This is a genomic window from Peptoclostridium sp. AF21-18 (genome assembly GCF_003478825.1).
Lineage (GTDB): Bacteria > Bacillota > Clostridia > Peptostreptococcales > Peptostreptococcaceae > Peptacetobacter.
In genome coordinates, this window is sequence record NZ_QUGE01000003.1 from 1 (window position 1) to 23,037 (window position 23,037).

Sequence of the window (23,037 nt, forward strand, 5' to 3'; positions counted from 1 at the left end):
CGGCACGCTCCGTGGTGTGAGAGGGGCTACAAGTTAGCCCCTACTTGATATTGAAAATAAAATATTGAGAATTATCTGTTAAATTTCTTGTTGGTACATATTGTGGATAGTATAATTGAAATATAAATAAAAAATATAATTTTTATGAGGAGATAAATTATATGAAAAAAATAAAATTACTTCTGATATTTTTGGTTGCATGTTTTTCTTTAGTAGGCTGTGCTTCTAATAATTCTCAAACAGAAGAAAATACGGGAGAAAAAGTTATATTTAAATCTACAATTTCTCCAAATGAGGAGTATGTCTCATCTAAAGATGAAATAGTAACTCAAACAATTAAGGTGAGTCAAAATGAAGAAGGGGAGATTTTTGTAGAAGCCAGTTCGAATTCAGCATTTTTTGAAAAGATGAGTTATTCGGTGGAATATTATAAAGAGATAGATGAAAAAGATGTGGAAGTAAAATGGCTTACTCTTATGGGAAGTGACAAGCCAAGTAAAGAAAATCAGCTCTGTGTTGCTGATATTATTATAAAAGATGGAGCAGAGGTGGTTAGCGAAAGAAAGGTGAATTTCGCTAAAAATGCAATTGAAACAATAGTTGAAGATGTTACAACTGAACAATAAGTAATAAAAATATAATAAAGGTATTTTTTAATAAATACATAGGCTAAAATTTAAAATTATTTGAAAGGAAGAAATCACAATGGCATCAAGTAAAGAATACTTAGATTTTATTTTAGAAAAATTATCTGATTTGGAAGAAATTACATATAGATCTATGATGGGTGAGTTTATCATTTATTATAGAGGAAAAATTGTAGGTGGAATTTACGACGATAGATTTCTTGTAAAGCCAGTGAAATCAGCAATTAATTATATGCCGTCAGCTAGATATGAATTGCCTTATGAAGGGGCAAAGGAGATGTTGTTGGTAGATGAGGTTGATGATAAGGAGTTTTTAACAGGATTATTAAATGCAATGTATGATGAATTGCCAGCTCCAAGGAAAAAGAAGAAAAAATAGGAATTTGTATTTTTAAGAACAACGAATAAATATAAATTTATGGAGGAATATGTATGTTTTGGTCTAAGAAAAAAGAGAAGAAAACACTTGATATAAAGTTAAAGGACGTATTTTCGATTATAAAATCAGATTATGAAGATGGAATTGCATTTTGCTTGATAGAGTTTATGCTAGATGACGAGATGTACACTATGGGATCTGTATTAACTCCTAATAGCGAGGAAATACAAGAAAATATATATTTTGTTTTTAATGATGATAGATATGATACTTATGATGAGTTTGCAGAAAATGTTGAAATCAATGGAGTTAAGCTATCTAATTCTGATGAGGTGGTTACAATTGTTAGAGCGGGAATTATTGATGGAGATGCGATGATAAATACTCCTTGGGGAGATACTAGATTGGCGAAGATGGCAATTGAAAAATAATATATTCGAATACATACAAAATAAATTAATTATGGAGTAAAAATGATTAAAAAAATATGGACTTGGAAAAAAATAATTTTAATTATAATACTTTTAATGATAATAATAGTATTGTTAAAATCTCTAAATTTAGCATTTGTTGCTAATGAGTTAGATGTGGCATTAATTTTTTTAGTAACATCTATATTTTTTGTATACTTTCTTTTAAAAACTGCGTACCCTCCAAAGTTTGAATGTATGAGGGTTGTTAAGAGATATTTATCATTTAAAGAATTGAAAAATTTTATAGAACAAGAAAAATTTGAAATATTTAGAGTGGAAAATATATCAGATCCATTTGAATTATATTATTCAGACAATTGGCTTTTTATAAATGATGTATATATTCCAAGGAAACTTATTTTGGATGGAGTTGCTATTAAAGAGTCATTTTACTCTTCATTTGGGAATATAATAATAATGACTAAAAATGGTGAAAGAATATTTTTAGCTAAGGTAAAAAGTGAAGAAATGAATAAAGCCATTCTTCAATTAAAAAAATCATTTGTTGAGATTAAAGAAGATATCAACAATATTAAAGTCTGTAGAAATAGATTATTTTATAAGCAGCTCAAGAAAGAGTTTAGAGAAAATATTAGTAGCAAGGAAGAATTTATTAGATATTTCTGTATCTAAAAAATATTATAAATAGGTGGTGATATGTATGATTTTGATAAATCAGTTAATAAGTGCAATCCTTCAAGTAGTTATATTGATAGCTATTCCGTTTATATTTTATCTTGTTAAAGAAAAGAGAGTAAAGGGATTTTTTAATTGGATTGGATTTAAGACTACTGAAAATAATGTGTTTAAATACATGGCGATAATATTTATCTCTTTTTTAGTTATAATAATATTGCCATATCTGTATCTTTACAATACAAATAGTTTGACATATACAGGGTTTACAGTTGATGCATACAAACAATATGGTTGGAGTATGCAGACAATATTAGTTATATTAATTTGGGCAGTTGTACAAACATCACTATCTGAGGAAATATTTTTTAGAGGATTTTTAGGTAATAGATTATTTGAAAAACTGGGAAATGGTGGAAATGTTATTCAAGCGATAATTTTTGGTGGTATACATATAGTTTCTGTTGTAGGAAAGGGAATTTTGCCAATGGTGATAATTTTTCTTCTTACAGGTGGAATTGGGTACGCACTTGGATGGCTTTCTAGAAATAAAGCAGATGGAAGTATAATCTATGGCTGGATGATTCACGCAGCTGTAAATATAATTTCTCCAATAGTTGTGTTTATGTTTTTGATTTGATAAGATTGAAAAAAGAATCACTCTTTATATTATAAGGAGTGATTCTTTAATATATTTTAATATTCTTTTTTACTATATATACTAACTGCAATTTTGTAAGAAGTTAATAATATAATAAAAGTTAATATTAAAATAACAAATAAACTAGTGTAATATTGTATGTCAGACACATTTCCACCACCGAAAAAGATATTTATCAAAATACTAATTCCTATAATAAAAACCAAGGATATTACCGTACTAATAATAGCTATTGCTTCAGTTTTTTCATAATCTAACACATAATATAAAGGATAGGAGATTGAACCAATTAATAGTGATATTATACCACCACCTAAAATTAATGTTATAGCATCTCTAAATCCGTAGTAGAAATATTTATTTCCATGAATTGCTATTGTTATAGCTAGAAAAATAGAAACCGTAATTACACCTATGCAAGACCATAAAATATGACTAAAATATTGACTTTTTACAATATCAGATTTTTTTACAGGCATACAAAGTTTATATTTATTCCACTTTGAAGAACATTCTTTTCGTAAACATAAGAATGTTAATATTGAAATAGTTGGTGTAGAAAATAATGAAAAAATATTTATTAGATTTGCATTTCCTGTAATGAAAGTTATTACACCTAAAAGTAATACAAGCATAAAAATAAGCTTAATATTTTCTATAACAGCATATAAGTTGTTTTTTAAAAGTCCTATCATATATGTTCACCTCTTACTAGCAAAAGCATTATTTCATCAATTGTTGGATTATCTATAATTATATTAGGATATTTTATCTTTTGTTTTCTTTTATTGTTTACTAATACATTAATCTGATAGTCTTTCTTTTGGTAAGAAATTATATCATCTTTATCAATTTCATTGAATTGTTTTTCTGAACATCTAAGTATTGCATAATCATAAATCAAGTTATCTTTTTTATCACTCAAGATGATTTTACCATCGTGTATAAAGGTAATATAGTCAGCTATTTTTTCTAAATCACTTGTTATATGGGAAGATAATAAAATAGAATGTTCTTCAGAACTAACAAAATCTAAAAATATATCTAGGATTTCATCTCTCATAATAGGATCTAGTCCACTTGTGGCTTCATCTAATATTAATAATTTGGGATGATGAGATAATGCAACGGCTATTGCTAACTTCATAGTCATACCTTTAGAATATTTTTCTATCTTTTGATTTTTATCTAATTTAAATTTATTTAAAAAACTTTTAAATAAATCATTATCCCATTTTGTATATATTCCACTCATTATATTGGATATTTGAGCTGCAGAGAGATAGCTAGGGAAATTATCTCCATCATATACAACACCAATTTCTTCTTTGAGTTTTGTATTAGTGTTATTCATTTCTTTTCCAAGTATTTTTATACTGCCAGAATCAATAGATAAAGTATTTAAAATACAGCCAATAGTTGTTGTTTTTCCAGCTCCATTTTCCCCAATAAATCCCATAATAGATCCAGAAGGTAGAGAAAAAGATATATTATCAAGGTAGAAGTTGGAATTTTTATATTTCTTAGATACATTATTTAAATTTAAAGCATAAGTCATATTATTTATCCTCCATATAAAATATTGAAAGTAATTCTATTAATTTTGAAAGAGGAATATTGTTTAGTCTACCTATTTCAGCAGCTATTTCTAAATGTTCTTCCGCTATACGTTGCTGTTCTTCTTTATAGAACTCATTATTTCTAGCAGAAACAAAGCTTCCTCGCCCAACTGTAGTTTCAATAAAACCATCTCTTTGTAAATCTTCGTAAGCTCTTTGTACAGTAATAACACTTATATGAATTGATTTAGCTAGAGATCTCATTGAAGGAAGAGCCTCTCCAGCCTTTAGTTCACCACTCATTATCATAGCTTTAATTTGAGAAGTAATTTGCTCATATATGGGTTTAGTAGAATTATTACTGATAATTATATCCATAAATAAAAAACCTCCTTCAAAGTGTACTTATTGTATAAGTACATTATAAACACGGTTTTTATTAATGTCAATAAAATTAAGTATTAGAATAGATTATTTTATTATTAATTGTTATATTTATATTAGATTTATATAATTTTTTAGATATTAAAATACTACAGGGGGTGTTACTTTGAAAAAAGCAATTATATACATACATGGAAAAGGAGGAAATCATCTTGAAGCCGAAAGCTATAAGAAAAATTGTCCAGGATTTGATATTATAGGTTTAGACTATGAAGTAGATTTTCCTTGGATTGTAATTGATAAAATAAAAAATATATACGAAGATGTAAAGAAAGAGTATGAAAAAATATATATTATTGCTAATAGTATAGGAGCATATTTTACAATGTTATCCTTGCAAGATTATAAAATAGAAAAGGCTCTGTTTATATCTCCTATTCTTGATATGGAAAGATTAATCTTAGATATGATGATGTGGGCAAATGTATCTGAACAAGAGCTACTAGAAAAAGGGGAAATAAGTACTGATTTTGGCGAAGTATTATCTTGGGAATATTTATGTTTTGCTAGAAAAAATAAAATAAATTGGGAAGTTCCAACAGAGATATTGTATGCAGAAAATGATAATTTAACATCTTTAGAAACAGTAAATAAATTTGTTAAAAATCATAATGCAAATCTGACAATAATGGAAAATGGAGAGCATTGGTTCCATACAGAAGAGCAAATTTCTTTCTTAGATAATTGGATGAAAAAATCAATTAATATAGATAATCCCACTCAATTAGCTGTACAATTAAATAGGTTCTTAAAAAATATTTAAAAAAATAGGGGGAATAGATATGAATAATTTTAATATTTTTGATATAACTGGCAAAAAAATACTTGTCACTGGTGGAAGTAGAGGTCTTGGATATGGTATGGCAGAAGGATTTCTAAAAGCTGGAGCAGAGGTAGTGATAACTGGAACATCAGAAAAAGTATTCGAATCTGTTGAAAAGCTTAAAAATAATACTGGTGGAGTAGTTCATGGTGTTGTACTTAACCTAGATAATGCAGCAAACATAGCATCTGTTTTTGATGAAGTCATGGAACTTTTAGATAATAGACTAGACGTACTTGTAAACTGTGCAGGAATGCAACATCGTTGCAAGGCTGAGGAGTTTCCAGTTGAAATATGGGATAAGATTATAAATGTAAATCTAAGTTCTTTATTCAAAATTTCTCAGCTTGCAGGAAGAGTGATGCTAGAGCAAGGAAATGGAAAGATAATAAATATAGCTTCGTTGACATCATTTATCGGAAGTGAATCTATACCTGCATACACAGCAACAAAAGGTGCTGTTATGCAGCTTACAAAGGCTCTTTCAAATGAATGGTCATCTCGTGGAGTACAGGTAAATGCAATAGCTCCAGGATATATGGAAACAGGCTTAACTGCAAACATGAAGAGCTATAATCCAAAACAATATGAAGAAGTAACTAATAGAATTCCTATGCATCGTTGGGGTAAACCTGAGGATCTACAGGGAGTGGCAATTTTCTTAGCAAGTAGTGCTTCTGATTATGTAAGTGGGGCGATAATTCCTGTTGTTGGAGGATTTTTAGGAAAATAGATAATAAAAAAGCTATCGCAGAAACTTACGATAGCTTTTTTATACTATTTCTAATTTATTATCCATAAATTTCTCATAGACTTTCTTACAAAACTGGACACTCAAGAGCTCAGTAGTATCTCTTCCAAAAGTTTCAAAATCCTCTAAAACATCTATTTCTAAAGCCTTAAAATTTTCCAATTCAGACTTTTCTATAGGTTGATGAAATGTATATACACCAATCTCATAATATAGATAATATAAAGAATCATCTAATTTATACCTAACCAGCTTATACATAACTTTTTCGCCAGTTGATCTATCTGTTTTAATTTCTTTTCTAAAAATATCACTATCATCTAATTGATTATATTCTAAATCTTTTTCAGAAACTTTTCGTTGAAAATTTCTAAATCTCAATTCCTTGTGAATTTTAACAGGCTCAAATTTTTCTAACATATCAGATTTCATTTTATAGTATTTTTTCTCGTTATCTACAGCGTTATCATAGCTATCATATTGATCTAAAAGATAGTTTTTATATTTTCTCTTTTGATTTCGCCAATTCTTTGCCCTTTTATTTATGGAATAAATAACCTCGCCGAGTATTTCTTCTGTTATTTTGTTTTGATTTACTAAATCAGAATATTTTTTAGGTGTTTTCATCTCAAAATCTCCAATATATATTTATTAATTTGAAAGATATTTATAAATCTAAAAGTATATGAATACATTATACTACAACAATTAAATGAAAAGTAAAAATGTAAATATATTTTAAAATATTCTATAAAATAAATAAAATAATTGCAAAAATAATTGTAAATTTAGTAATTAATAATTTTTTAAAAGAAATATGTTTAATTATGTTTAATAAGGGTATTTTCAAAAACTGTTGGGAAGGTTAAATTTTAATTAAAATTAAATTCAAAAGCTTAGCAGTTTAAAATTCAATAAATCATTTTAAGGGGGTAGATATTTTGAATTTAAACAAAGGTATAGCTGCAGTTGCAATAGCAGCGATTCTATTATCAATAAGTAACTTTTCTTCAGGAGCCGAATCTTTTAAATATAAGGCTAAAAAGAAATCTAATGGCACAGAGGTAGTAAAAATAGCATCTAAACGTCATCATTCTCACACCAAATTTATTGGTATGAATAGATACGAAACGAGCTCGAAAATTTTAGAAAGCAGTGGAAATAAGGATACATTAATTCTTGTTAATGCTTCAAAAGAAATGTCTGATGGTTTATCAGCTGCAGCACTTTCGGGGAAATTAAAGGCTGATATAGTTCCGATAAATCCAGATAATATTGATAATACTACTGAAAAAACCATAAAAAAAGCTAAAAATATAATTTTAATAGGTGGAGATAGCGCCATACCAAAAAATTTTGAAAAGAGACTTTCGGGAAAAAAAATTACAAGAATTGGTGGAAGAGATAGAGTAGAAACTTCAAACGAAATTGCTAAGTATATTGGAAATTATAAGAAAGCATACATAGTAAATGGCTATACTGGGCAAGCTGATGCAATGAGTATTGCTCCTGTTTCAGCTAGAGATGTAAGTCCTATAATTTTAACTAAACCCAACAGTGAAAATATTGATAGTGTAAAAAATGTAGATTACAGTATAATAGGTGGCAAAGATGCTGTTTCAAATAGTATCCAACAGAGCACAAATTCAAATCGTATAGGTGGTAAAAACAGATACGAAACCAATAGAATGGTTTTAGATAAGTTTTACAAAGACAGAAATTCTATATCATTCTGTAATGGTGAAACACTTGTAGATGCACTTTCAGGATCATATTTTGCAAAAGATGAAGGAATTCTTCTTGTCAACAGAACAGAAAATTTGAATCTTTTAGAGAATATAAATACAACTCAGCTAGGTGGACTTCCTATGGATATAAGATTTGTTGTAGCAAATTCTTCTGGTGTAAAAATAAGTGAAGTTAATACATCTAAAGATAATAAAACACCTACAAAGAAAGAAGACACTAAACCGAATAAAAAAGACGATAAAGACAAGAATATAGAAAAAAATGAACAGAGGGAAGAAGAGAAAAAAGAAAATCCTGACAAAAATAAAGGTCAAAATATAAGTAATACTTTAATGATTGGTGAAGACTTCAACTCTGAATTAAGAATGTTAAAGGGATTCCCAAAAGCTAATAAAGTTGTATTTAATAAAGGAATACCAAAAGATATAGATAAAATAAACCATGTTAAATTAGACGAAAATAAAAGTGGTGAAGTTGTTGCATATATAAAAGACAACACAGTATATATATCATCAAACAAAACAATATACGCAAATCCAGAAAGTGATTACTTTATGAATAATTTTGAAAATATAAAAGAAGTAGATATAAGTAATCTGGATACTTCAAAAGTTGTGAATATGAAATATGCTTTTAATGGATGTAGTAGTTTAAAAAAGATAAATACAGATAAATTAGATACATCAAATGTAGAAAATATGAGCAGTATATTTGCAAACTGTACTAGTTTAGAAAGTGTTGATTTGAGTAAGCTTAATACTAAAAATGTAACTGACATGAGTGATATGTTCTTTAAATGCTCAAATTTAAAAAGTATAGACTTAAGTAATTTTGATACATCAAATGTAGAAAATATGAGTTATATGTTTGGAGACTGTAATGGATTGACTGAAATAAATTTAAATGATTTAAATACTAGAAAAGTAACAAGTATGATGGCTATGTTTACAAACTGTAAAAATTTAAATGAGATAGATTTAATTGATTTGGATACAGACAGTGTAACAAATACAAGTTATATGTTCTCAGGGTGTTTAAATTTAACTAAATTAGATTTAAGTAATTTCAATACATCCAATGTAACTAATATGTCTTATATGTTTGCATCATGTGAAAGTTTAAGAGATATAAATCTAGAAAATTTAGAAACAAAAAATGTAAATGATATGAGTGGAATGTTCTATGTATGTAGAAATTTAAATGCTACTTTAAACATAGATGGAGAGGTATCTAGTTATACTAGTATGCTCGACCACTGTGCGATAGAGGATGGATCTAAGCTAGTTTTAAATTATACAAATAATTCAAAACCTACAGTAGAAAAAATGCTTGAAACAAAATCAGATTCAGCTAATGTTTTCTTAGGAAATTTAATAAAAAGCTCAGAAAATCAACAAACTGAAAAAACTACAGAGAATAATAAAGTAGTAGAATAAAGTTAAAATAAAGTAAACCCCTTAAGAATTTTATCCTAAGGGGTTTATTATTTTGCCCAGTTAGTGCGAATAGGCTATATATAGCATATTTTGGTGGATATATGATATATATTATTTTGTATATTTTAAGTTATTTGTGGCAACCACAACTACAGCAAGAGCCATTTGAGTCTGAATCTGCTGCACCTTTGCAAGAGGAGCAAGTTTTTGCAGATGGACAACCTATACATTTTACACCGCTTTTTTTAGCTTTTCTTATATAAAATGTTGCGCCTCCTATAATAGCTAGAAGTATTAAGATTACTATAATATTAGCCATAAATATCTCCTCCTTTCAAAATTTAAATTCTATATGCTTATAAATTAAGCTATTGATTTATTTCCTAAAGAGTATTCTTCATCGAATCTCTTATTTTCTTTTACAATAAGTCTTATTATAAATGCTGCTATTGCAAGTACTACAACAAGTCCTGGTAAGAATCCCTGTCCAACTGAACCAGTAGTTATAAGTGTTCCTATCTGGTAAACAAGGAATGCAACTGTATAACCTGCTCCGAACTGAAGTCCAACTCCACCAAGTAGCCATTTTTTATCTTTTATTTCTGAGTTCATTGCACCTATTGCGGCAAAGCAAGGTGGTGTATAAAGGTTGAACATTAGATATGCTAGAGCTGCAACTGAAGTAAGTCCCATAGTTGTTGCAACTGTATTAGCTCCACCTGTTAAAACAAGATCATCTACGTTTATGAAGTTAGTTAATCCGTAAACTACAGCTATTGTACCTACGACATTTTCTTTAGCTATAAATCCTGTTATAGCTGCAGCTGCTAACTGCCAAGCTCCAAATCCTAAAGGTATTAATAATACTGCAAATGGAGAAGCTATTGAAGCTAGTATTGAAGTATGTTCCATACCTTCTGGAACTAACTGTAACTGCCAGTTGAATGACTGCATTATCTGAACTGCGGCATTACAAACAAGTATTATTGTACCAGCTTTTATTATGTAAGCTTTTGCTCTTGAGAACATAGATATTACAGCTCTTTTTAAGCTAGGTATTTTATATTCTGGTAATTCCATTATAAAGAATGATTTTCTGTATTTATGTCCAGTTATTTTTAATATAAGTAGAGAACTAAGTACTATTAAAAGTATTCCTACAAAGTACATTAATGTACCTACCCAAGAAGCATCACTGAAGAATGCACCTGCAAATAAAGCTATTACAGGAAGTTTAGCACCACATGGCATAAATGGTGTAAGCATTGCAGTAGTTCTTCTTTCTCTTTCATTTTTTATTGTACGACAAGCCATAACACCAGGTATAGCACAACCAGTACCTATAACCATTGGTATTATAGATTTTCCTGAAAGACCAACTCTTTTAAATATTGGATCCATAACAACGCTGACACGAGCCATATATCCACAATCTTCAAGAAGTGCTATTAAGAAATACATAACCATTACTAGTGGAAGGAATCCAACAACAGCTCCAACACCACCTATGATACCATCTACAAGAAGAGCCTGTAGGAACGGAGATGCTCCAGATACCATTTCAGCTACATATCCCTGGAATGTTTCTATCCAACCAACAAGTATATCTGCTAGGAAAGGTCCAAGTTTTGACTGAGATATATCAAATACTAGCCACATAACAACGGCAAATATTGGTATACCAAGCCATTTGTTAGCTAAAACTGCGTCTATTTTATCCTGAGTATTTCTAGTTTTTGTTAATACTTTACGAGTTTCAACCTGACTAACTATTTTATTTACAAATTCAAATCTTTTTCTATCGGCTTTTTCAACTTCATTTTTATCATGAAGGTTTATTTCTCCCTGATGATAAGGAGCAACCTGTTTTTTTCCTTTTGCTTCGATAGCTTTTGCAGCTACTTCTGCTATTCCTCTTTCATTAGTTGAAACAGTAGCTACTACTGGGCAACCAAGAGCTTCAGATAATTTTGCTACATCTATTTTAGTTTCTTTTTTATCTGTTATATCACTTTTGTTTAGTGCAACTACAACTGGTATTCCAAGTTCAAGAAGCTGAGTAGTAAAGAATAAACTACGGCTAAGATTAGTTGCATCAACTATATTTATGATTGCGTCTGGGTTTTCATGTTTTACATAACCACTTGTTATACTTTCTTCTGATGTGAATGGAGACATTGAATATGCTCCTGGTAAGTCAACTGCGACAACCTCTTCAATTGCCGTAGCACAGTAGTTCTTTTTAAGAGAGCTTTCTCTTTTATCTACCGTAACCCCTGCCCAGTTTCCAACGTGCTCGTTACTACCTGTTAATAAATTGTACATAGTGGTTTTCCCACTATTTGGATTTCCTGCTAAAGCTATCCTCATGTTTTAAATCCTCCTCCTTTTTACTGCGATCAAAACCAATCCTATTAAAAATATATTTTATGATTACATTACTGCCTAAATAATTATTAAAAGCAAATTTATTATATTAAAATTGCTTTTGCTAGATTTGTATCTATGTTATAACGACCGTCCTTTACAGATACTACATAGCTTTTTCCGAATTTAGAAACTACAGTTATTTTTTCTCCACTGTAGCATCCAAGTGAGAATAAAAATGCATTAAGTTCCTCATCATCTGTCTGTATATCTTTTATTGTATATTCTTGCTCTAACTGAGCTTTTGTTAAATCCATAATCGTTTCCTCCTCAAAATCAATTCTACAATAACAAGATAACAAAAAGTAATAATCATTGTCAATAGAAAAGAAAAATCAAATAGTGATAAAAATGACAATTTTTATCAAATAAGAAAATAATGGCGGTAAATGAGAAAATATGACGATCAAGATAGCTTAATATATAAATAAGAAGCAACTTGACTATTTTTTGTAAAAAATAATATAATAAAAGGATGAATTTTCAATAAGAACGGAGTGAGAGATAATGAAAGAACATATAAAACATGTTTTAAAGTTAGCCTTTAGTATACATGGTGATACAGCTTCTTATGATGAAATACATGAAAGAATAGTAAGCGGTGGAGAAGTCAGAGGAACAAATCTTTGTATAATGATTTTTGCAATATTTATAGCATCAATCGGGCTTAATATGAACTCAACTGCAGTTATAATTGGTGCGATGCTTATATCGCCACTTATGGGTACTATAATGGCTATAGGATATGGAATAGCAACTGGTGATATAGATGAAACAGAGGACTCTATTTTAGGACTTTTATTCCAGGTAATTACGTGCCTTATAACTTCTGCAATATATTTTACAATAACTCCAATAACAACAGCTTCACCAGAACTTTTAGCTAGAACTACACCTACAATATGGGATGTTTTAATAGCTGTTTTTGGTGGATTTGCAGGAATAATAGGATTTACTAGAAAAGAAAAATCAAATGTAATACCAGGTGTTGCAATAGCTACAGCACTTATGCCGCCTCTTTGTACAGCGGGATACGGTATAGCTATAAAGTCGTTTAAGTATTTTGCAGGTGCGCTTTATCTATTTATAATAAATACATATTTTATTTGTTTAGCGACAATAATAGGTCTTTTAATTATGAAGGTACCTCAAAAGACTGAAAGAGATGATGAGCGGAAAAAGAAATTTAGAGCAGTCCTTATCAGAAATACTGCTATAATAATAATTCCTAGTTTGATTTTTGCCATGAAGATGGTTGAAAAGGAAAAAGAAGATACAACAGAGCTAATAGGAATAAGTGGAATTTCATTAGATGTAGGAAAGCTTAGTGAACAGTTGGGCGTTATATATCCTGAAGTTTCAGAAGTTAGTGCTGGATATTTGAAGGAATGGGATTCTAGTGAAGAAAAGCAGCATGAAAATCTGAATGTAATTGTATATTTAAGCAAGGATATTTCAGCAGATAAAAAGAACAAAATAAAAGAATTTATAGATGTAGAAACAAAATTTGATAAAATTCAATTTATTGTGAGAGAATAAAATTTAAAAATTTAATAGAATAATAAAACGGGATATTGCAGATTATTGCAGTATCCCGTTTTTTATATCTATATTATATAAAAAGTAATAAACTTACAGCCATAAGCATCATACCAGAAATCAAGCCATATATTGAAAGATGGTGCTCTCCATATTCTCTAGCAGCTGGAAGTAATTCATCAAATGATATAAATACCATTATTCCGGCTACAGATGCAAATATAATTCCAAATACTGTATCGTTCATAAAAGGCATAAGTATTAGCCAACCAACTAATGCGCCTATTGGTTCAGCAAGTCCTGAAATAAAAGAATATAGGAATGCTTTTTTCTTTGAACCTGTTGCGTGATAGATTGGTATTGAAACAGAAATTCCTTCTGGAATATTGTGTATTGCTATTGCAAAAACTATTGGAAGTGCAAGTGCAGGATCATCTAATGCTGATACAAATGTAGCTAGCCCTTCAGGAAAGTTATGTAGAGCAATAGCTAGGGCTGTAAACATACCTGTTCTTAAAAGTTTTGCATTATTATCTGATTTATTTTCTAGGTCTTCAACCAACTTTAATTCGTGTGGATTTTCTTCTGAAGGAATTAATTTATCTATAATAGCTATTACAAACATTCCTGCAAAGAAAGCTACAACGGTAAGAATTGAGCCCATTCGTTCTCCTAAAGCAGATGCAATTGAGTTTTGAGCTTCTGGAAAAATTTCTATCATAGATACATAAACCATTACACCTGCTGAAAAACCTAAGCTTACAGAAAGGAATTTTTTATTTGTACTCTTTGTAAGAAAGGCTATCAGACTCCCTATAGAAGTACTGAGTCCAGCTACAAGTGTAAAACAAAATGCTATCAATACATTATTCATAATCAACCTCCTAAAATATAAATAGTGTTTAATAAATGAAAGTGAATATTAATTATAAAATAATATGCTTGACTTTTTTTGTCAAGGTGATAGGAGAAAATGAAAAAATTAAAAAAATAAGAGATTGTTATAGAGAAGTTGATAAAAAATATCGATTAGGCTCAAAGTATTGAAATTTCAATAAAAATGAGAGTATAATGTTATGTTATAAAAAACATTGTATTTGCAAATTTAATCTATTTATAAATACATATGTAAGAGGAGGGATGAAAATGTATCGGAAGAGAATAATGAGGTTGGCATTGCTTACATTAGCAGGAAAGGTCATAGGTGATGCTAGTGGAAAGAAAAAAAATAATATAAATGTTCCTGATTTTATTGGGGTGGTAGAGGTTAAGCATAGTATAAAAGGTAGAATAAGATATAGAGTACCTAGATTAAAGGGAGATAATACATTAGCTGATTATATAACAAGTCAGTTGTCAAAAGTGAAATTTATCAGCCATGTAGAAGCAAGTGCTGTAACAGGAAGTCTTTTAATAAACTACGACTATAATCAGATAGATCCGAATATGCTTACTGCAGCTATTGTAAAGCTTTTGAGCTTAGAAGAGGAAATTAATAAGAAAAAAGATGCTTTAGTTACTAGAGAGCTATCAAATATGAAAGAAGTGTTAAATCTAGCTGTTTACAACAAGACTAAGGGAATATTGGATATAAAATCAATCTATTTGATAGCAGTTATGATATTTGCAATTAGAGGAATAAGAACTGCTCCTAGAATGCTTCCAAATGGATACACAATGGCTAGATGGGCATATAAAGAAATATAGTTTGTTGAGGTGTAGAATGTTAAAGAAAATTGTTATATCAAAATTAATGAAAATAAAGGTAGCTCACAGTATTCCTGGAAGAATTAGATTTAAAGTATCTTCTTTAAAGGATATTCCAGAAGAGTATATGATTTATGAAAAATATTTACATCAGGCATTGAAAAAATTGAACGGAATAGAAAGTATAGATGTGAATAGAGTAACTGGAAGCATATTAATTACCTATGATATGAAAAAAGTATACGAAGAAAAAATATTAAATTGGATTGAAGTAATAAAAGAAATAGGATTAAGAAATTTAGATTTAATAGAGAAATATGGAGAAAGTAATACAGAATATGTCGTAGATACTATTGAGCAACAACTTGATGAAGCAATAAAAAAATTAGCTTAAATCTCATGAAGGGAGGACTGAAAATGGGTAGAAACAACCTATTACTAAAAAGTACTATAAAGCATAGAATAAATGGAAGAATTAGACTTAGATGTGAAGCTTTAAAGTACCTTTCAAATTATAAAGATGAGATAGAAGAAAAGATGAAATCATCATCATTTGTGGATACAGTAGCTGTTAATACGATTATTGGTTCTGTTCTTATAAATTATAAAGAAGATGTAGATGAAAATAGAGTAATAAACTTTATAGATGGAATAATAGCAGAATACGATATAAAGGTATTTGCAGCTATGAGAGAACAGCAAAATACAAATATGGAGATTTCAGAAAAGAATGATGAAACATCTGCAGATATATTAAAAAGATTAGGATTAAATGCGGCTGTACTTGGATATTCAATGGCAAAAGGTAGATTTGGATGGGGAGATATTTATAATGTTGATAGATACGGAAGATATGGTAGATTTTTAACTTTACCTGCACTTGCATCTATATACCTAAACAAGGGGCTAATTGAAAATGGTGTATTTGGAGCTATAAAAAATAAAAGATTAAATGCGGATACTCTTACACTTACATCTATAGCAGCCAGTTTAATGCTTGGGAATGATAAGTCTGCACTTATGATAACTCTTTTATCAGATATTGCAGAACTTATGACAATATACACAATGGAAAAAACAAGAAATTCTATAAAAGAAATGTTCTCAGTAAATGAGGAAGAAGTATGGACAATAGATGAAAATGGAATTCTTAAAAAAGTATCTATAGATGATATTGAAAAAGATGACAAAGTAGTTATACATACTGGTGAAAAAATCTGTGTAGATGGTGAAGTGCTAGAAGGTGAAGCAGTTGTAGATCAGGCATCTGTTACAGGGGAGTTTGTTCCAGCTGTTAAAAAGCCTGGAGAAAAGGTGTTTGCAGGAACAGTTGTTAAGACTGGAAATATAACTGTTAAAACAGAAAAAGCTGGAGATGATACAGTAGTTTCTAGAATAATACATTTAGTAGAGGATGCAGCATCTAAAAAAGCGCCAATACAAGATTACGCAGATAAGTTTTCAAACTATCTAGTACCGTTTAACTTTTTATTTGCTGGAATAATTTACATGGTTACAAAGAGTCCAGCCAGGGCTTTAAATATGATGATAATAGATTATTCTTGTGGTATAAAGCTTTCTACAGCAACAGCATTTTCTGCTGCGATAAACAATGCGGTTAAGAATGGTGTCCTTATAAAAGGTGGTAACTATTTAGAAGCTATGTCAAATTCAGATACTTTAATACTTGATAAAACAGGAACATTAACAGAAGGAAAACCAGCTGTTACAGATATAGAGGTATTAGATTCTGAGTTAAGCGAAAATGATGTTTTAAAAATAGCAGGTGCTGCTGAAGAAACATCTTCTCATCCTATGTCTACAGCCATAATAACAGAGGTAGAAAAAAGAGGAATTGAAATACCAGTACATGGGCCAGTTATAACGCATATAGCTAGAGGTATGGAAACTGATATAGATGGTGAAATAGTATATGTAGGAAGCAAAATATTCCTAAAAGAAAAAGGAATAGATATTAAAAATGTAAAAGAAGCTGAAAAGAAATTATCTACAGCAGGATCAAATTTGATTTATGTTGCTTATAGTGGAAAGGTTTCTGCAATAATCGCAATAAAAGACAAGATGAGAGATAATATGAGAAAAGCTATAAATAATATTAGATATCAAGGTGTAGACGATATTCTTTTATTAACAGGAGATTTAGAAAATCAGGCAAAAGAAGTTGCTACACTTATGGGAGTAGATAGGTACAAGGCTGAGCTACTACCAAAAGATAAGGCAGACGAGGTCTTAAAATATCAGGCTAATGGCTCTAGAGTTATGATGGTTGGAGATGGAATAAATGATGCTCCAGCGCTTGCATACTCAGATGTTGGTATAGCACTTGGTGGTGGAAGTACAGACGTTGCAATGGAAGCAGCAGATATTACAATACAGGGAGATAACCCTATGATGCTACCTACAATAATAGATTTATCTAAAAAGACTATGAAAGTGGTAAAAGAAAACTTTGGAATGGTAATAGGAATAAATAGTGTAGGGCTTATACTTAGTGCAGCTGGAGTACTTCCTGTATTTTTCGGAGCTGTACTTCACAATTCAAGTACAATACTAGTAGTTGCCAATTCTCTTAGATTGTTATTTTTCAATATGGAGAGAGGGGTGTAAAATATGAACAATCCCACTATAGTTATCGCACATAAGATAAAAGGAAGAATAAGAATAAAACTTTCTCATCCTCTTAGAAATGGAGAGGAATTGATGAAAAATCTTGTAAAAAAGGATGAAATATATAAAGCAAATTATACAGATATAACAAAATCAATTCTTATAGAATATAATCCATATCGTATATCTGAAGATGAAGTGATAATCAGAGTGATAGCACTTTATTCAAAGAGTTATGATATGATTCCGATAAGATTGATATATGAATCAAAAAAGAAAAATTTACCTCCAATGGCGTGTTATTCACTTGTAATGCTCGGAATAGGGGGAATATCTAAGTACATAACAATGAACCAACAAATATCAGATTTTATTAATTGGGCAGTTGTAGGTACAACTATTGGAGCTATTGGTGAGCATGCATACAATGAAGTAAATGAAAGAGGTTATTTTGATCCAGAAGTCGTTTCTGTTATGTATTTAATAAATTCTGTTACAAAGGGTGAATTTTTACTTCCGTCGGCTGTTACATGGCTGACTACATTTGGAAGGCATTTGATTGAACTATCTTATGGTGGACTTATGATATCTGTAAGAGAGTTAAAAAATAGAGACGGAAATAAATACTTTGATGTATCAGTAAAGACAGATAATGAGTTGTCAAAAGGTGCAGGTATGATTAGGGTATTTTTAGAAAGATTTATAGAATTGGAAAGAAATTCTATGGGAAAATCATTTATGGTTTCTGATAGAGGGATGACTGGCTATAGTGGAAGATTATATTCTGATGGAATAGAAGATAATTCTTATATTGGAATGGATACTAGAAGCTTAAAATTATACAAAGATGCTATAAAATAGTGAAAAATATGGCAATAAATTAAAATTTATTGATAAATTAAATAATAGAAGGAGTGGTAAATATGCTAAATGGAATAAATAAAGACCATTTAACTGGTGCATTAGTAGGTGTAGGTGTATGTGCTGTTGGGTATTATGCATACAAAAAAAATCAGGAGAAAGTAGATAATTTTTTAAGAAATCAGGGAATAAATGTAGCGAGTGATAATCACAAGGAATTTGAAGCTATGAGTCTTGAAGAGCTTATGGAAACAAAAGAAACAATAGAAGATATTATAGCTGAAAAAGAAATGTTAGTTCATGAATTACCAAAAGAAGCTTGTGTTGAGTAGAAGATAGTTTAAATTATTAATCAAAAAATTATATAGCTGAATAGGAATAATAAATCGATGATACATTATAAGCTAATCTATCATCGATTTATTTTTTGATTGTGCTAAAAAATATTTTTTTTGAGAAAAAAATGAAGCATAGGATAAAATTAATGAAACAACTGAAAACACTGATATGAAGTTGTAGGTTGCTAGAAAATAATTAGTATATAAATAAAAATGTATAAAAAATTATAAATATATGGGAAAATTATGAAAAATAAATTTGTTTAGCAAGATTGATATAATTTTTATATTGATAATAGATAAACAATAATAAACTTATATCCTAGAAATGTTAAATAATATAGACAAGTATATTGGATAAGTGGTAGCATTTAAACTATCAGGGAGAAAACATAATATTGCAAAAAGTTTCATAAAAGGAATTTTACTTAAAGTTTCATAAAAGGAATTTTACTTTAAATTAAGATTATTGATACGGAATTTATAAGTTTTGTGAAAACGATATTTTGTGTTAACTTCTTGACATCACAAATTGAGGGATTTGTGTATAGAAAAGTAGGGTGATTTTATAATATTTATATTGTATGGTTGGGACTTAAATAAGGGAGATTTGAGTCCCAATTAAACGGATAGCATAAAATCAAATTGGAATAAAGAACTAGATTTGTTTATAATCACTTATGTGATTGGAAATATATAATATAAATGGAGGATTTTTATGTCAACAGAAAAAGTAAAACATCCAAAGGGACTGTGGCTTGCTAATATAGCAACAGGTGTACAGTGCCACTGTGGATATGCGTTCTCATCTATATTCATACTTTTTATGACTGCAGATGTTGCGCAGAATGGTTTAGGTCTTAGTGTAGCTAAGGCATCATCAATAATAGGTCTTTATACAGCAATAAACTACATGGGATCAATATTTGGAGGATGGATAACAGATAACTATCTAGGAATTCAGAAATCATTAATTTTAGGTTCATTCTTAAATGGTTTAGCATTTATCGTTATGTTCTTCGCTCCAGCAACAGTAGCTGGTATATGGTCAGGTCTTATAATTCTTATAGTGGCCGGTATGTTCTTTAAAGGTCAGATAGGTGCTCTTATAGGTTCTCTTTACGGTCCTACAGAGTTTACTAGAAAAGATGCGGCTTTCGCATTATACTACATGGCTATAAATATAGGTGCATTCTTTGGTCCAATAATATCTGGTCTTATAGCAGATCAGTGGTTCGCTGAAATAGCAGCTACAGGTGAAATAGTTTCATTTGGATATAAATATGTATTCTTAATGAACGGTATATTAATGATAGGTGTATCTATATTCATATACTTAACAGCTCCAAAACTATTAGGAGATGTAGCTAAATACCCAGTTAATGGTAAAGGTGCAGCTAAAGCAGCTAAAGAAGCTGGTAAAAAAGAAGTTGTTGAACATCAGCCTTTAACTCAGACTGAAAAGAAAAGAATATTATCAATGGTTATATTATTCGTATTCGTTGTATTATTCTGGTCAGCATGGTTCCAGACTCAGTCTTCATTCTCAATATTAATGAATGACTTAGTTCAGAGACAGTACGGAAGCTTTACTATACCTGTTCCATGGTTAGTTGCTTACAACTCTATACTTTGTGTTATATTTGCTCCTTTAATGGCTAAATTATGGTTAAAATTAGGACAGAGTAAAAGAGGAGATTTATCTATACCAACTAAAATGGCTTTAGGTATGTTATTCACAGCAGGAGCATTCGTAGTACTTATAATAGGTATAAATACTCTTGGTGGAGTAGTTGATGGTTCTAAAAAAATGAGCTTAATATTCGTATTAATAGCTTACTTAGCATTAACAATAGGTGAACTTTGCATATCTCCAATAGGACTAGCAATGTTCAACAAACTAGCTCCAGTAAGATATGGATCATTAGCGATGGGTGCTTGGTACTTAAGTAACTGTTTCGCAAACTTAATATCTGGTAAACTAGGTGGACTTACTTCAACTATGGGATACGTTCAGATATTCGGTTCTATATCAGCAGTTCTTATAGTATTTGCATTAATGTTATTAGTACTTAGAAAAGGTATAGTTAAATTAATGGCTCTTGATGAATTTGAAGAGGCTTAAGATTTAAATATTTTTAATATAAACAAACTGAAAAGAAAACATATATAATAAAATATACTACACTTAGCGAGTATATATTAATTTAAGCAAGATAAAAGGTGTAGCATTAGTGTTACACCTTTATATATATATATATCTTGAAATAAATAATATAGAGGAAAGAGGGAGATTTAAAATGGCAAAAAATCTTTGGACAAAATATACTGCTTGCCAGCTTGAAGAATTAGAAGCAGTAAATGAAAAATACAAAAAATGCTTAGATGAAGGTAAAACAGAAAGAGAATGTGTTACTTTATCAGTTAGAATGGCTGAAGAAGCAGGGTACAGAAACATCAAAGATGTAATAGCTGAAGGAAAAGAATTAAAAGCAGGAGATAAAGTTTATGCAGTTTGTATGAACAAATCATTAGCTCTATTCCAGATAGGTAAAGAACCTATATCTCATGGTATGAATATACTAGGAGCACATATAGATTCTCCACGTATAGATGTAAAACGGAATCCTTTATATGAAACAGATGGATTAGGATACTTAGATACTCACTACTACGGTGGTATAAAAAAATATCAGTGGGTAACAACTCCACTATCACTTCACGGTGTAGTAGCTAAAAAAGATGGTTCAGTAGTTAATGTAAACATAGGTGAAGACCCAACAGATCCTATATTCTTAGTAACTGATTTATTAGTTCACTTAGGTGCAGCTCAGTTAGAAAAGAAAGCATCTGTGGTTATAGAAGGAGAAAACTTAGACCTTCTAATAGCTAGTAAACCATTAGCTGAAACTGAATTAAAAGAAGATCAGAAAGATGCTGTAAAAGCAAATGTATTAAAAATATTAGCTGAAAAATACGGAATGGAAGAAGATGACTTCAAATCAGCAGAATTAGAAATAGTACCAGCAGGAAAAGCTAGAGACTGTGGTATAGATAGAAGTATGATAATGGCATACGGACATGACGACAGAATATGCTCATTCCCATCATTATTCGCTATGTTAGAAGTTGAAAATCCAGAAAGAACTACTTGCTGCTTATTAGTAGACAAAGAAGAAATAGGAAGCATGGGTGCTACAGGAATGCAGTCAAGATACTTCGAAAATATGGTAGCTGAATTAGTATTATTAACTGAAGGAGATTCTAATGTTAAAGTAAGAAGAGCTCTTCAGAACTCTAAAATGTTATCATCTGACGTAAGTGCTTGCTACGATCCAATGTTCGCAGAAGTATTCGAAAAAAGAAGTTCAGCATTCTTCGGACATGGTATAACATTCAACAAACACACTGGTTCAAGAGGTAAAAATGGATCAAATGATGCAAATGCTGAATATGTAGCAGAATTAAGAAGAATAATGGACGAAGCTGACGTAGAATACCAGATGGTTGAAATGGGTAAAGTAGACGCTGGTGGCGGTGGAACAATCGCTTACATAATGGCTAACTACGGAATGCAGGTAATAGACTGTGGTGTTGCAGTACTTAACATGCATGCTCCATATGAAGTAGGAAGCAAAGCTGATATATACGAAGCTGTTAGAGCTTACAAAGCTTTCCTTTTAAATGCATAATAAAAGCTTAGACTTTGCACATAAATAAATATATATAAAATACTGTTGAATATATTTCAGCAGTATTTTTTTTATAAAAATGTAAATTATAATTGGGAAAATTATATACTTAATAAAAATTTATAAAATAAATTATAAAAATATGAATTATTTATAAAAATAAGTTATAGAAAAATTTGTACTTTAAAATAAAAAATATATTTCGCGAAAATTGTAAATAAACTTATAATTTAATGCAAGACTGGGTGAAAAATTAAAAAACAAAAGATAGCATAATTATAATATGC

24 protein-coding genes are annotated in these 23,037 nt (G+C 29.8%); 16 read left to right on the forward strand and 8 right to left on the reverse strand.

The features are described from left to right. Positions 1-161: 161 nt before the first annotated feature. From DWX74_RS02310 to DWX74_RS02330, 5 genes are all read left to right on the forward strand, one after another. Positions 162-626 carry a hypothetical protein gene (locus DWX74_RS02310; RefSeq protein ID WP_118548532.1) on the forward strand — a complete coding sequence of 155 codons (465 nt, stop codon included), beginning with the start codon at positions 162-164 and terminating at the stop codon, positions 624-626. A gap of 79 nt (positions 627-705) precedes the next feature. Beyond that, complete coding sequence (locus DWX74_RS02315) at positions 706-1,026, forward strand: TfoX/Sxy family protein (protein ID WP_118548533.1); 321 nt, start codon at positions 706-708, stop codon at positions 1,024-1,026. A gap of 53 nt (positions 1,027-1,079) precedes the next feature. Further along, positions 1,080-1,457 carry a hypothetical protein gene (locus tag DWX74_RS02320; RefSeq protein WP_118548534.1) on the forward strand — a complete coding sequence of 126 codons (378 nt, stop codon included), beginning with the start codon at positions 1,080-1,082 and terminating at the stop codon, positions 1,455-1,457. A gap of 42 nt (positions 1,458-1,499) precedes the next feature. Beyond that, a complete protein-coding gene (locus DWX74_RS02325; RefSeq protein ID WP_118548535.1) occupies positions 1,500-2,132 on the forward strand; it encodes a hypothetical protein in 633 nt (210 codons plus the stop codon). Positions 2,133-2,160: 28 nt separating this feature from the next. Then, the gene (locus DWX74_RS02330; RefSeq protein ID WP_118548536.1) at positions 2,161-2,775 is read left to right on the forward strand and encodes a CPBP family intramembrane glutamic endopeptidase; all 615 of its coding nucleotides are present in this window, start codon (positions 2,161-2,163) and stop codon (positions 2,773-2,775) included. Between the two features lie 56 nt (positions 2,776-2,831). On the opposite strand, the gene DWX74_RS02335 is transcribed toward DWX74_RS02330, so the two are convergent. The 3 genes from DWX74_RS02335 to DWX74_RS02345 are packed head-to-tail and all read right to left on the reverse strand — an operon-like array spanning position 2,832 to position 4,733. Continuing rightward, entirely contained in the window at positions 2,832-3,491 is a 660-nt protein-coding gene (locus DWX74_RS02335) for an ABC-2 transporter permease (protein ID WP_118548537.1), read from the reverse strand. Then, complete coding sequence (locus tag DWX74_RS02340; protein WP_118548538.1) at positions 3,488-4,354, reverse strand: ABC transporter ATP-binding protein; 867 nt, start codon at positions 4,352-4,354, stop codon at positions 3,488-3,490. Before DWX74_RS02340 ends, DWX74_RS02335 begins: the two co-directional genes overlap by 4 nt. A gap of 1 nt (position 4,355) precedes the next feature. Continuing rightward, positions 4,356-4,733 (reverse strand): GntR family transcriptional regulator, encoded by a 378-nt coding sequence (locus DWX74_RS02345; RefSeq protein ID WP_118548539.1) that lies wholly within the window; start codon positions 4,731-4,733, stop codon positions 4,356-4,358. Positions 4,734-4,905: 172 nt separating this feature from the next. On the opposite strand from DWX74_RS02345, the gene DWX74_RS02350 reads away from it, so the two are divergent. Both DWX74_RS02350 and DWX74_RS02355 read left to right on the forward strand, forming a co-directional pair. Further along, on the forward strand, positions 4,906-5,562 hold the full coding sequence (locus DWX74_RS02350; protein WP_118548540.1) for an alpha/beta hydrolase: 657 nt from the start codon (positions 4,906-4,908) through the stop codon (positions 5,560-5,562). Between the two features lie 19 nt (positions 5,563-5,581). After that, the gene (locus tag DWX74_RS02355) at positions 5,582-6,355 is read left to right on the forward strand and encodes an SDR family oxidoreductase (protein ID WP_118548541.1); all 774 of its coding nucleotides are present in this window, start codon (positions 5,582-5,584) and stop codon (positions 6,353-6,355) included. A gap of 39 nt (positions 6,356-6,394) precedes the next feature. On the opposite strand, the gene DWX74_RS02360 is transcribed toward DWX74_RS02355, so the two are convergent. Next, on the reverse strand, positions 6,395-7,000 hold the full coding sequence (locus DWX74_RS02360) for a hypothetical protein (protein WP_118548542.1): 606 nt from the start codon (positions 6,998-7,000) through the stop codon (positions 6,395-6,397). 314 nt (positions 7,001-7,314) lie between these two features. Here DWX74_RS02360 and DWX74_RS02365 point away from each other — a divergent pair, with 314 nt between their 5' ends. Then, positions 7,315-9,558 (forward strand): BspA family leucine-rich repeat surface protein, encoded by a 2,244-nt coding sequence (locus DWX74_RS02365; RefSeq protein WP_118548543.1) that lies wholly within the window; start codon positions 7,315-7,317, stop codon positions 9,556-9,558. A 130-nt stretch (positions 9,559-9,688) separates the two neighbouring features. Here DWX74_RS02365 and DWX74_RS02370 read toward each other — a convergent pair whose 3' ends face one another. The 3 genes from DWX74_RS02370 to DWX74_RS02380 form a co-directional block, all read right to left on the reverse strand. Continuing rightward, the gene (locus DWX74_RS02370; protein WP_118548544.1) at positions 9,689-9,877 is read right to left on the reverse strand and encodes a FeoB-associated Cys-rich membrane protein; all 189 of its coding nucleotides are present in this window, start codon (positions 9,875-9,877) and stop codon (positions 9,689-9,691) included. Between the two features lie 44 nt (positions 9,878-9,921). Continuing rightward, positions 9,922-11,928, reverse strand: a complete 2,007-nt coding sequence (feoB, locus tag DWX74_RS02375; protein WP_118548545.1) for a ferrous iron transporter B — start codon at positions 11,926-11,928, stop codon at positions 9,922-9,924. A 101-nt stretch (positions 11,929-12,029) separates the two neighbouring features. After that, on the reverse strand, positions 12,030-12,242 hold the full coding sequence (locus tag DWX74_RS02380) for a FeoA family protein (protein ID WP_118548546.1): 213 nt from the start codon (positions 12,240-12,242) through the stop codon (positions 12,030-12,032). Positions 12,243-12,492: 250 nt separating this feature from the next. On the opposite strand from DWX74_RS02380, the gene DWX74_RS02385 reads away from it, so the two are divergent. Further along, positions 12,493-13,524, forward strand: a complete 1,032-nt coding sequence (locus DWX74_RS02385) for a TIGR00341 family protein (protein ID WP_118548547.1) — start codon at positions 12,493-12,495, stop codon at positions 13,522-13,524. A gap of 73 nt (positions 13,525-13,597) precedes the next feature. Here DWX74_RS02385 and zupT read toward each other — a convergent pair whose 3' ends face one another. Then, entirely contained in the window at positions 13,598-14,398 is an 801-nt protein-coding gene (zupT, locus tag DWX74_RS02390; RefSeq protein ID WP_118548548.1) for a zinc transporter ZupT, read from the reverse strand. 272 nt (positions 14,399-14,670) lie between these two features. Between zupT and DWX74_RS02395 the strand changes: the two genes are divergently transcribed. From DWX74_RS02395 to DWX74_RS02425, 7 genes are all read left to right on the forward strand, one after another. Beyond that, positions 14,671-15,231, forward strand: a complete 561-nt coding sequence (locus DWX74_RS02395; RefSeq protein ID WP_118548549.1) for an HMA2 domain-containing protein — start codon at positions 14,671-14,673, stop codon at positions 15,229-15,231. A 16-nt stretch (positions 15,232-15,247) separates the two neighbouring features. Further along, complete coding sequence (locus DWX74_RS02400; RefSeq protein WP_118548550.1) at positions 15,248-15,625, forward strand: HMA2 domain-containing protein; 378 nt, start codon at positions 15,248-15,250, stop codon at positions 15,623-15,625. A gap of 23 nt (positions 15,626-15,648) precedes the next feature. Next, positions 15,649-17,859 (forward strand): heavy metal translocating P-type ATPase, encoded by a 2,211-nt coding sequence (locus DWX74_RS02405; protein WP_286164152.1) that lies wholly within the window; start codon positions 15,649-15,651, stop codon positions 17,857-17,859. Positions 17,860-17,862: 3 nt separating this feature from the next. Then, a complete protein-coding gene (locus tag DWX74_RS02410; protein ID WP_118548552.1) occupies positions 17,863-18,720 on the forward strand; it encodes a hypothetical protein in 858 nt (285 codons plus the stop codon). 62 nt (positions 18,721-18,782) lie between these two features. Then, a complete protein-coding gene (locus DWX74_RS02415; protein ID WP_040410614.1) occupies positions 18,783-19,052 on the forward strand; it encodes a hypothetical protein in 270 nt (89 codons plus the stop codon). A 724-nt stretch (positions 19,053-19,776) separates the two neighbouring features. Next, positions 19,777-21,183, forward strand: coding sequence for a peptide MFS transporter (locus DWX74_RS02420; protein ID WP_118548553.1), 1,407 nt, complete (start codon positions 19,777-19,779; stop codon positions 21,181-21,183). Between the two features lie 175 nt (positions 21,184-21,358). Further along, positions 21,359-22,750, forward strand: coding sequence for an aminopeptidase (locus DWX74_RS02425; protein WP_118548666.1), 1,392 nt, complete (start codon positions 21,359-21,361; stop codon positions 22,748-22,750). Positions 22,751-23,037 lie beyond the last annotated feature (287 nt).

What these genes read in the sequence shown, in the direction of transcription:
- DWX74_RS02310 (WP_118548532.1), top strand. Translation starts at nt 162, where the DNA reads ATGAAAAAAATAAAATTACTTCTGATATTTTTGGTTGCATGTTTTTCT.
- DWX74_RS02315 (WP_118548533.1), top strand. Translation starts at nt 706, where the DNA reads ATGGCATCAAGTAAAGAATACTTAGATTTTATTTTAGAAAAATTATCT.
- DWX74_RS02320 (WP_118548534.1), top strand. Translation starts at nt 1,080, where the DNA reads ATGTTTTGGTCTAAGAAAAAAGAGAAGAAAACACTTGATATAAAGTTA.
- DWX74_RS02325 (WP_118548535.1), top strand. Translation starts at nt 1,500, where the DNA reads ATGATTAAAAAAATATGGACTTGGAAAAAAATAATTTTAATTATAATA.
- DWX74_RS02330 (WP_118548536.1), top strand. Translation starts at nt 2,161, where the DNA reads ATGATTTTGATAAATCAGTTAATAAGTGCAATCCTTCAAGTAGTTATA.
- DWX74_RS02335 (WP_118548537.1), bottom strand. Translation starts at nt 3,491, where the DNA reads ATGATAGGACTTTTAAAAAACAACTTATATGCTGTTATAGAAAATATT.
- DWX74_RS02340 (WP_118548538.1), bottom strand. Translation starts at nt 4,354, where the DNA reads ATGACTTATGCTTTAAATTTAAATAATGTATCTAAGAAATATAAAAAT.
- DWX74_RS02345 (WP_118548539.1), bottom strand. Translation starts at nt 4,733, where the DNA reads ATGGATATAATTATCAGTAATAATTCTACTAAACCCATATATGAGCAA.
- DWX74_RS02355 (WP_118548541.1), top strand. Translation starts at nt 5,582, where the DNA reads ATGAATAATTTTAATATTTTTGATATAACTGGCAAAAAAATACTTGTC.
- DWX74_RS02360 (WP_118548542.1), bottom strand. Translation starts at nt 7,000, where the DNA reads ATGAAAACACCTAAAAAATATTCTGATTTAGTAAATCAAAACAAAATA.
- DWX74_RS02370 (WP_118548544.1), bottom strand. Translation starts at nt 9,877, where the DNA reads ATGGCTAATATTATAGTAATCTTAATACTTCTAGCTATTATAGGAGGC.
- feoB (WP_118548545.1), bottom strand. Translation starts at nt 11,928, where the DNA reads ATGAGGATAGCTTTAGCAGGAAATCCAAATAGTGGGAAAACCACTATG.
- DWX74_RS02380 (WP_118548546.1), bottom strand. Translation starts at nt 12,242, where the DNA reads ATGGATTTAACAAAAGCTCAGTTAGAGCAAGAATATACAATAAAAGAT.
- DWX74_RS02385 (WP_118548547.1), top strand. Translation starts at nt 12,493, where the DNA reads ATGAAAGAACATATAAAACATGTTTTAAAGTTAGCCTTTAGTATACAT.
- zupT (WP_118548548.1), bottom strand. Translation starts at nt 14,398, where the DNA reads ATGAATAATGTATTGATAGCATTTTGTTTTACACTTGTAGCTGGACTC.
- DWX74_RS02395 (WP_118548549.1), top strand. Translation starts at nt 14,671, where the DNA reads ATGTATCGGAAGAGAATAATGAGGTTGGCATTGCTTACATTAGCAGGA.
- DWX74_RS02400 (WP_118548550.1), top strand. Translation starts at nt 15,248, where the DNA reads ATGTTAAAGAAAATTGTTATATCAAAATTAATGAAAATAAAGGTAGCT.
- DWX74_RS02405 (WP_286164152.1), top strand. Translation starts at nt 15,649, where the DNA reads ATGGGTAGAAACAACCTATTACTAAAAAGTACTATAAAGCATAGAATA.
- DWX74_RS02410 (WP_118548552.1), top strand. Translation starts at nt 17,863, where the DNA reads ATGAACAATCCCACTATAGTTATCGCACATAAGATAAAAGGAAGAATA.
- DWX74_RS02415 (WP_040410614.1), top strand. Translation starts at nt 18,783, where the DNA reads ATGCTAAATGGAATAAATAAAGACCATTTAACTGGTGCATTAGTAGGT.
- DWX74_RS02420 (WP_118548553.1), top strand. Translation starts at nt 19,777, where the DNA reads ATGTCAACAGAAAAAGTAAAACATCCAAAGGGACTGTGGCTTGCTAAT.
- DWX74_RS02425 (WP_118548666.1), top strand. Translation starts at nt 21,359, where the DNA reads ATGGCAAAAAATCTTTGGACAAAATATACTGCTTGCCAGCTTGAAGAA.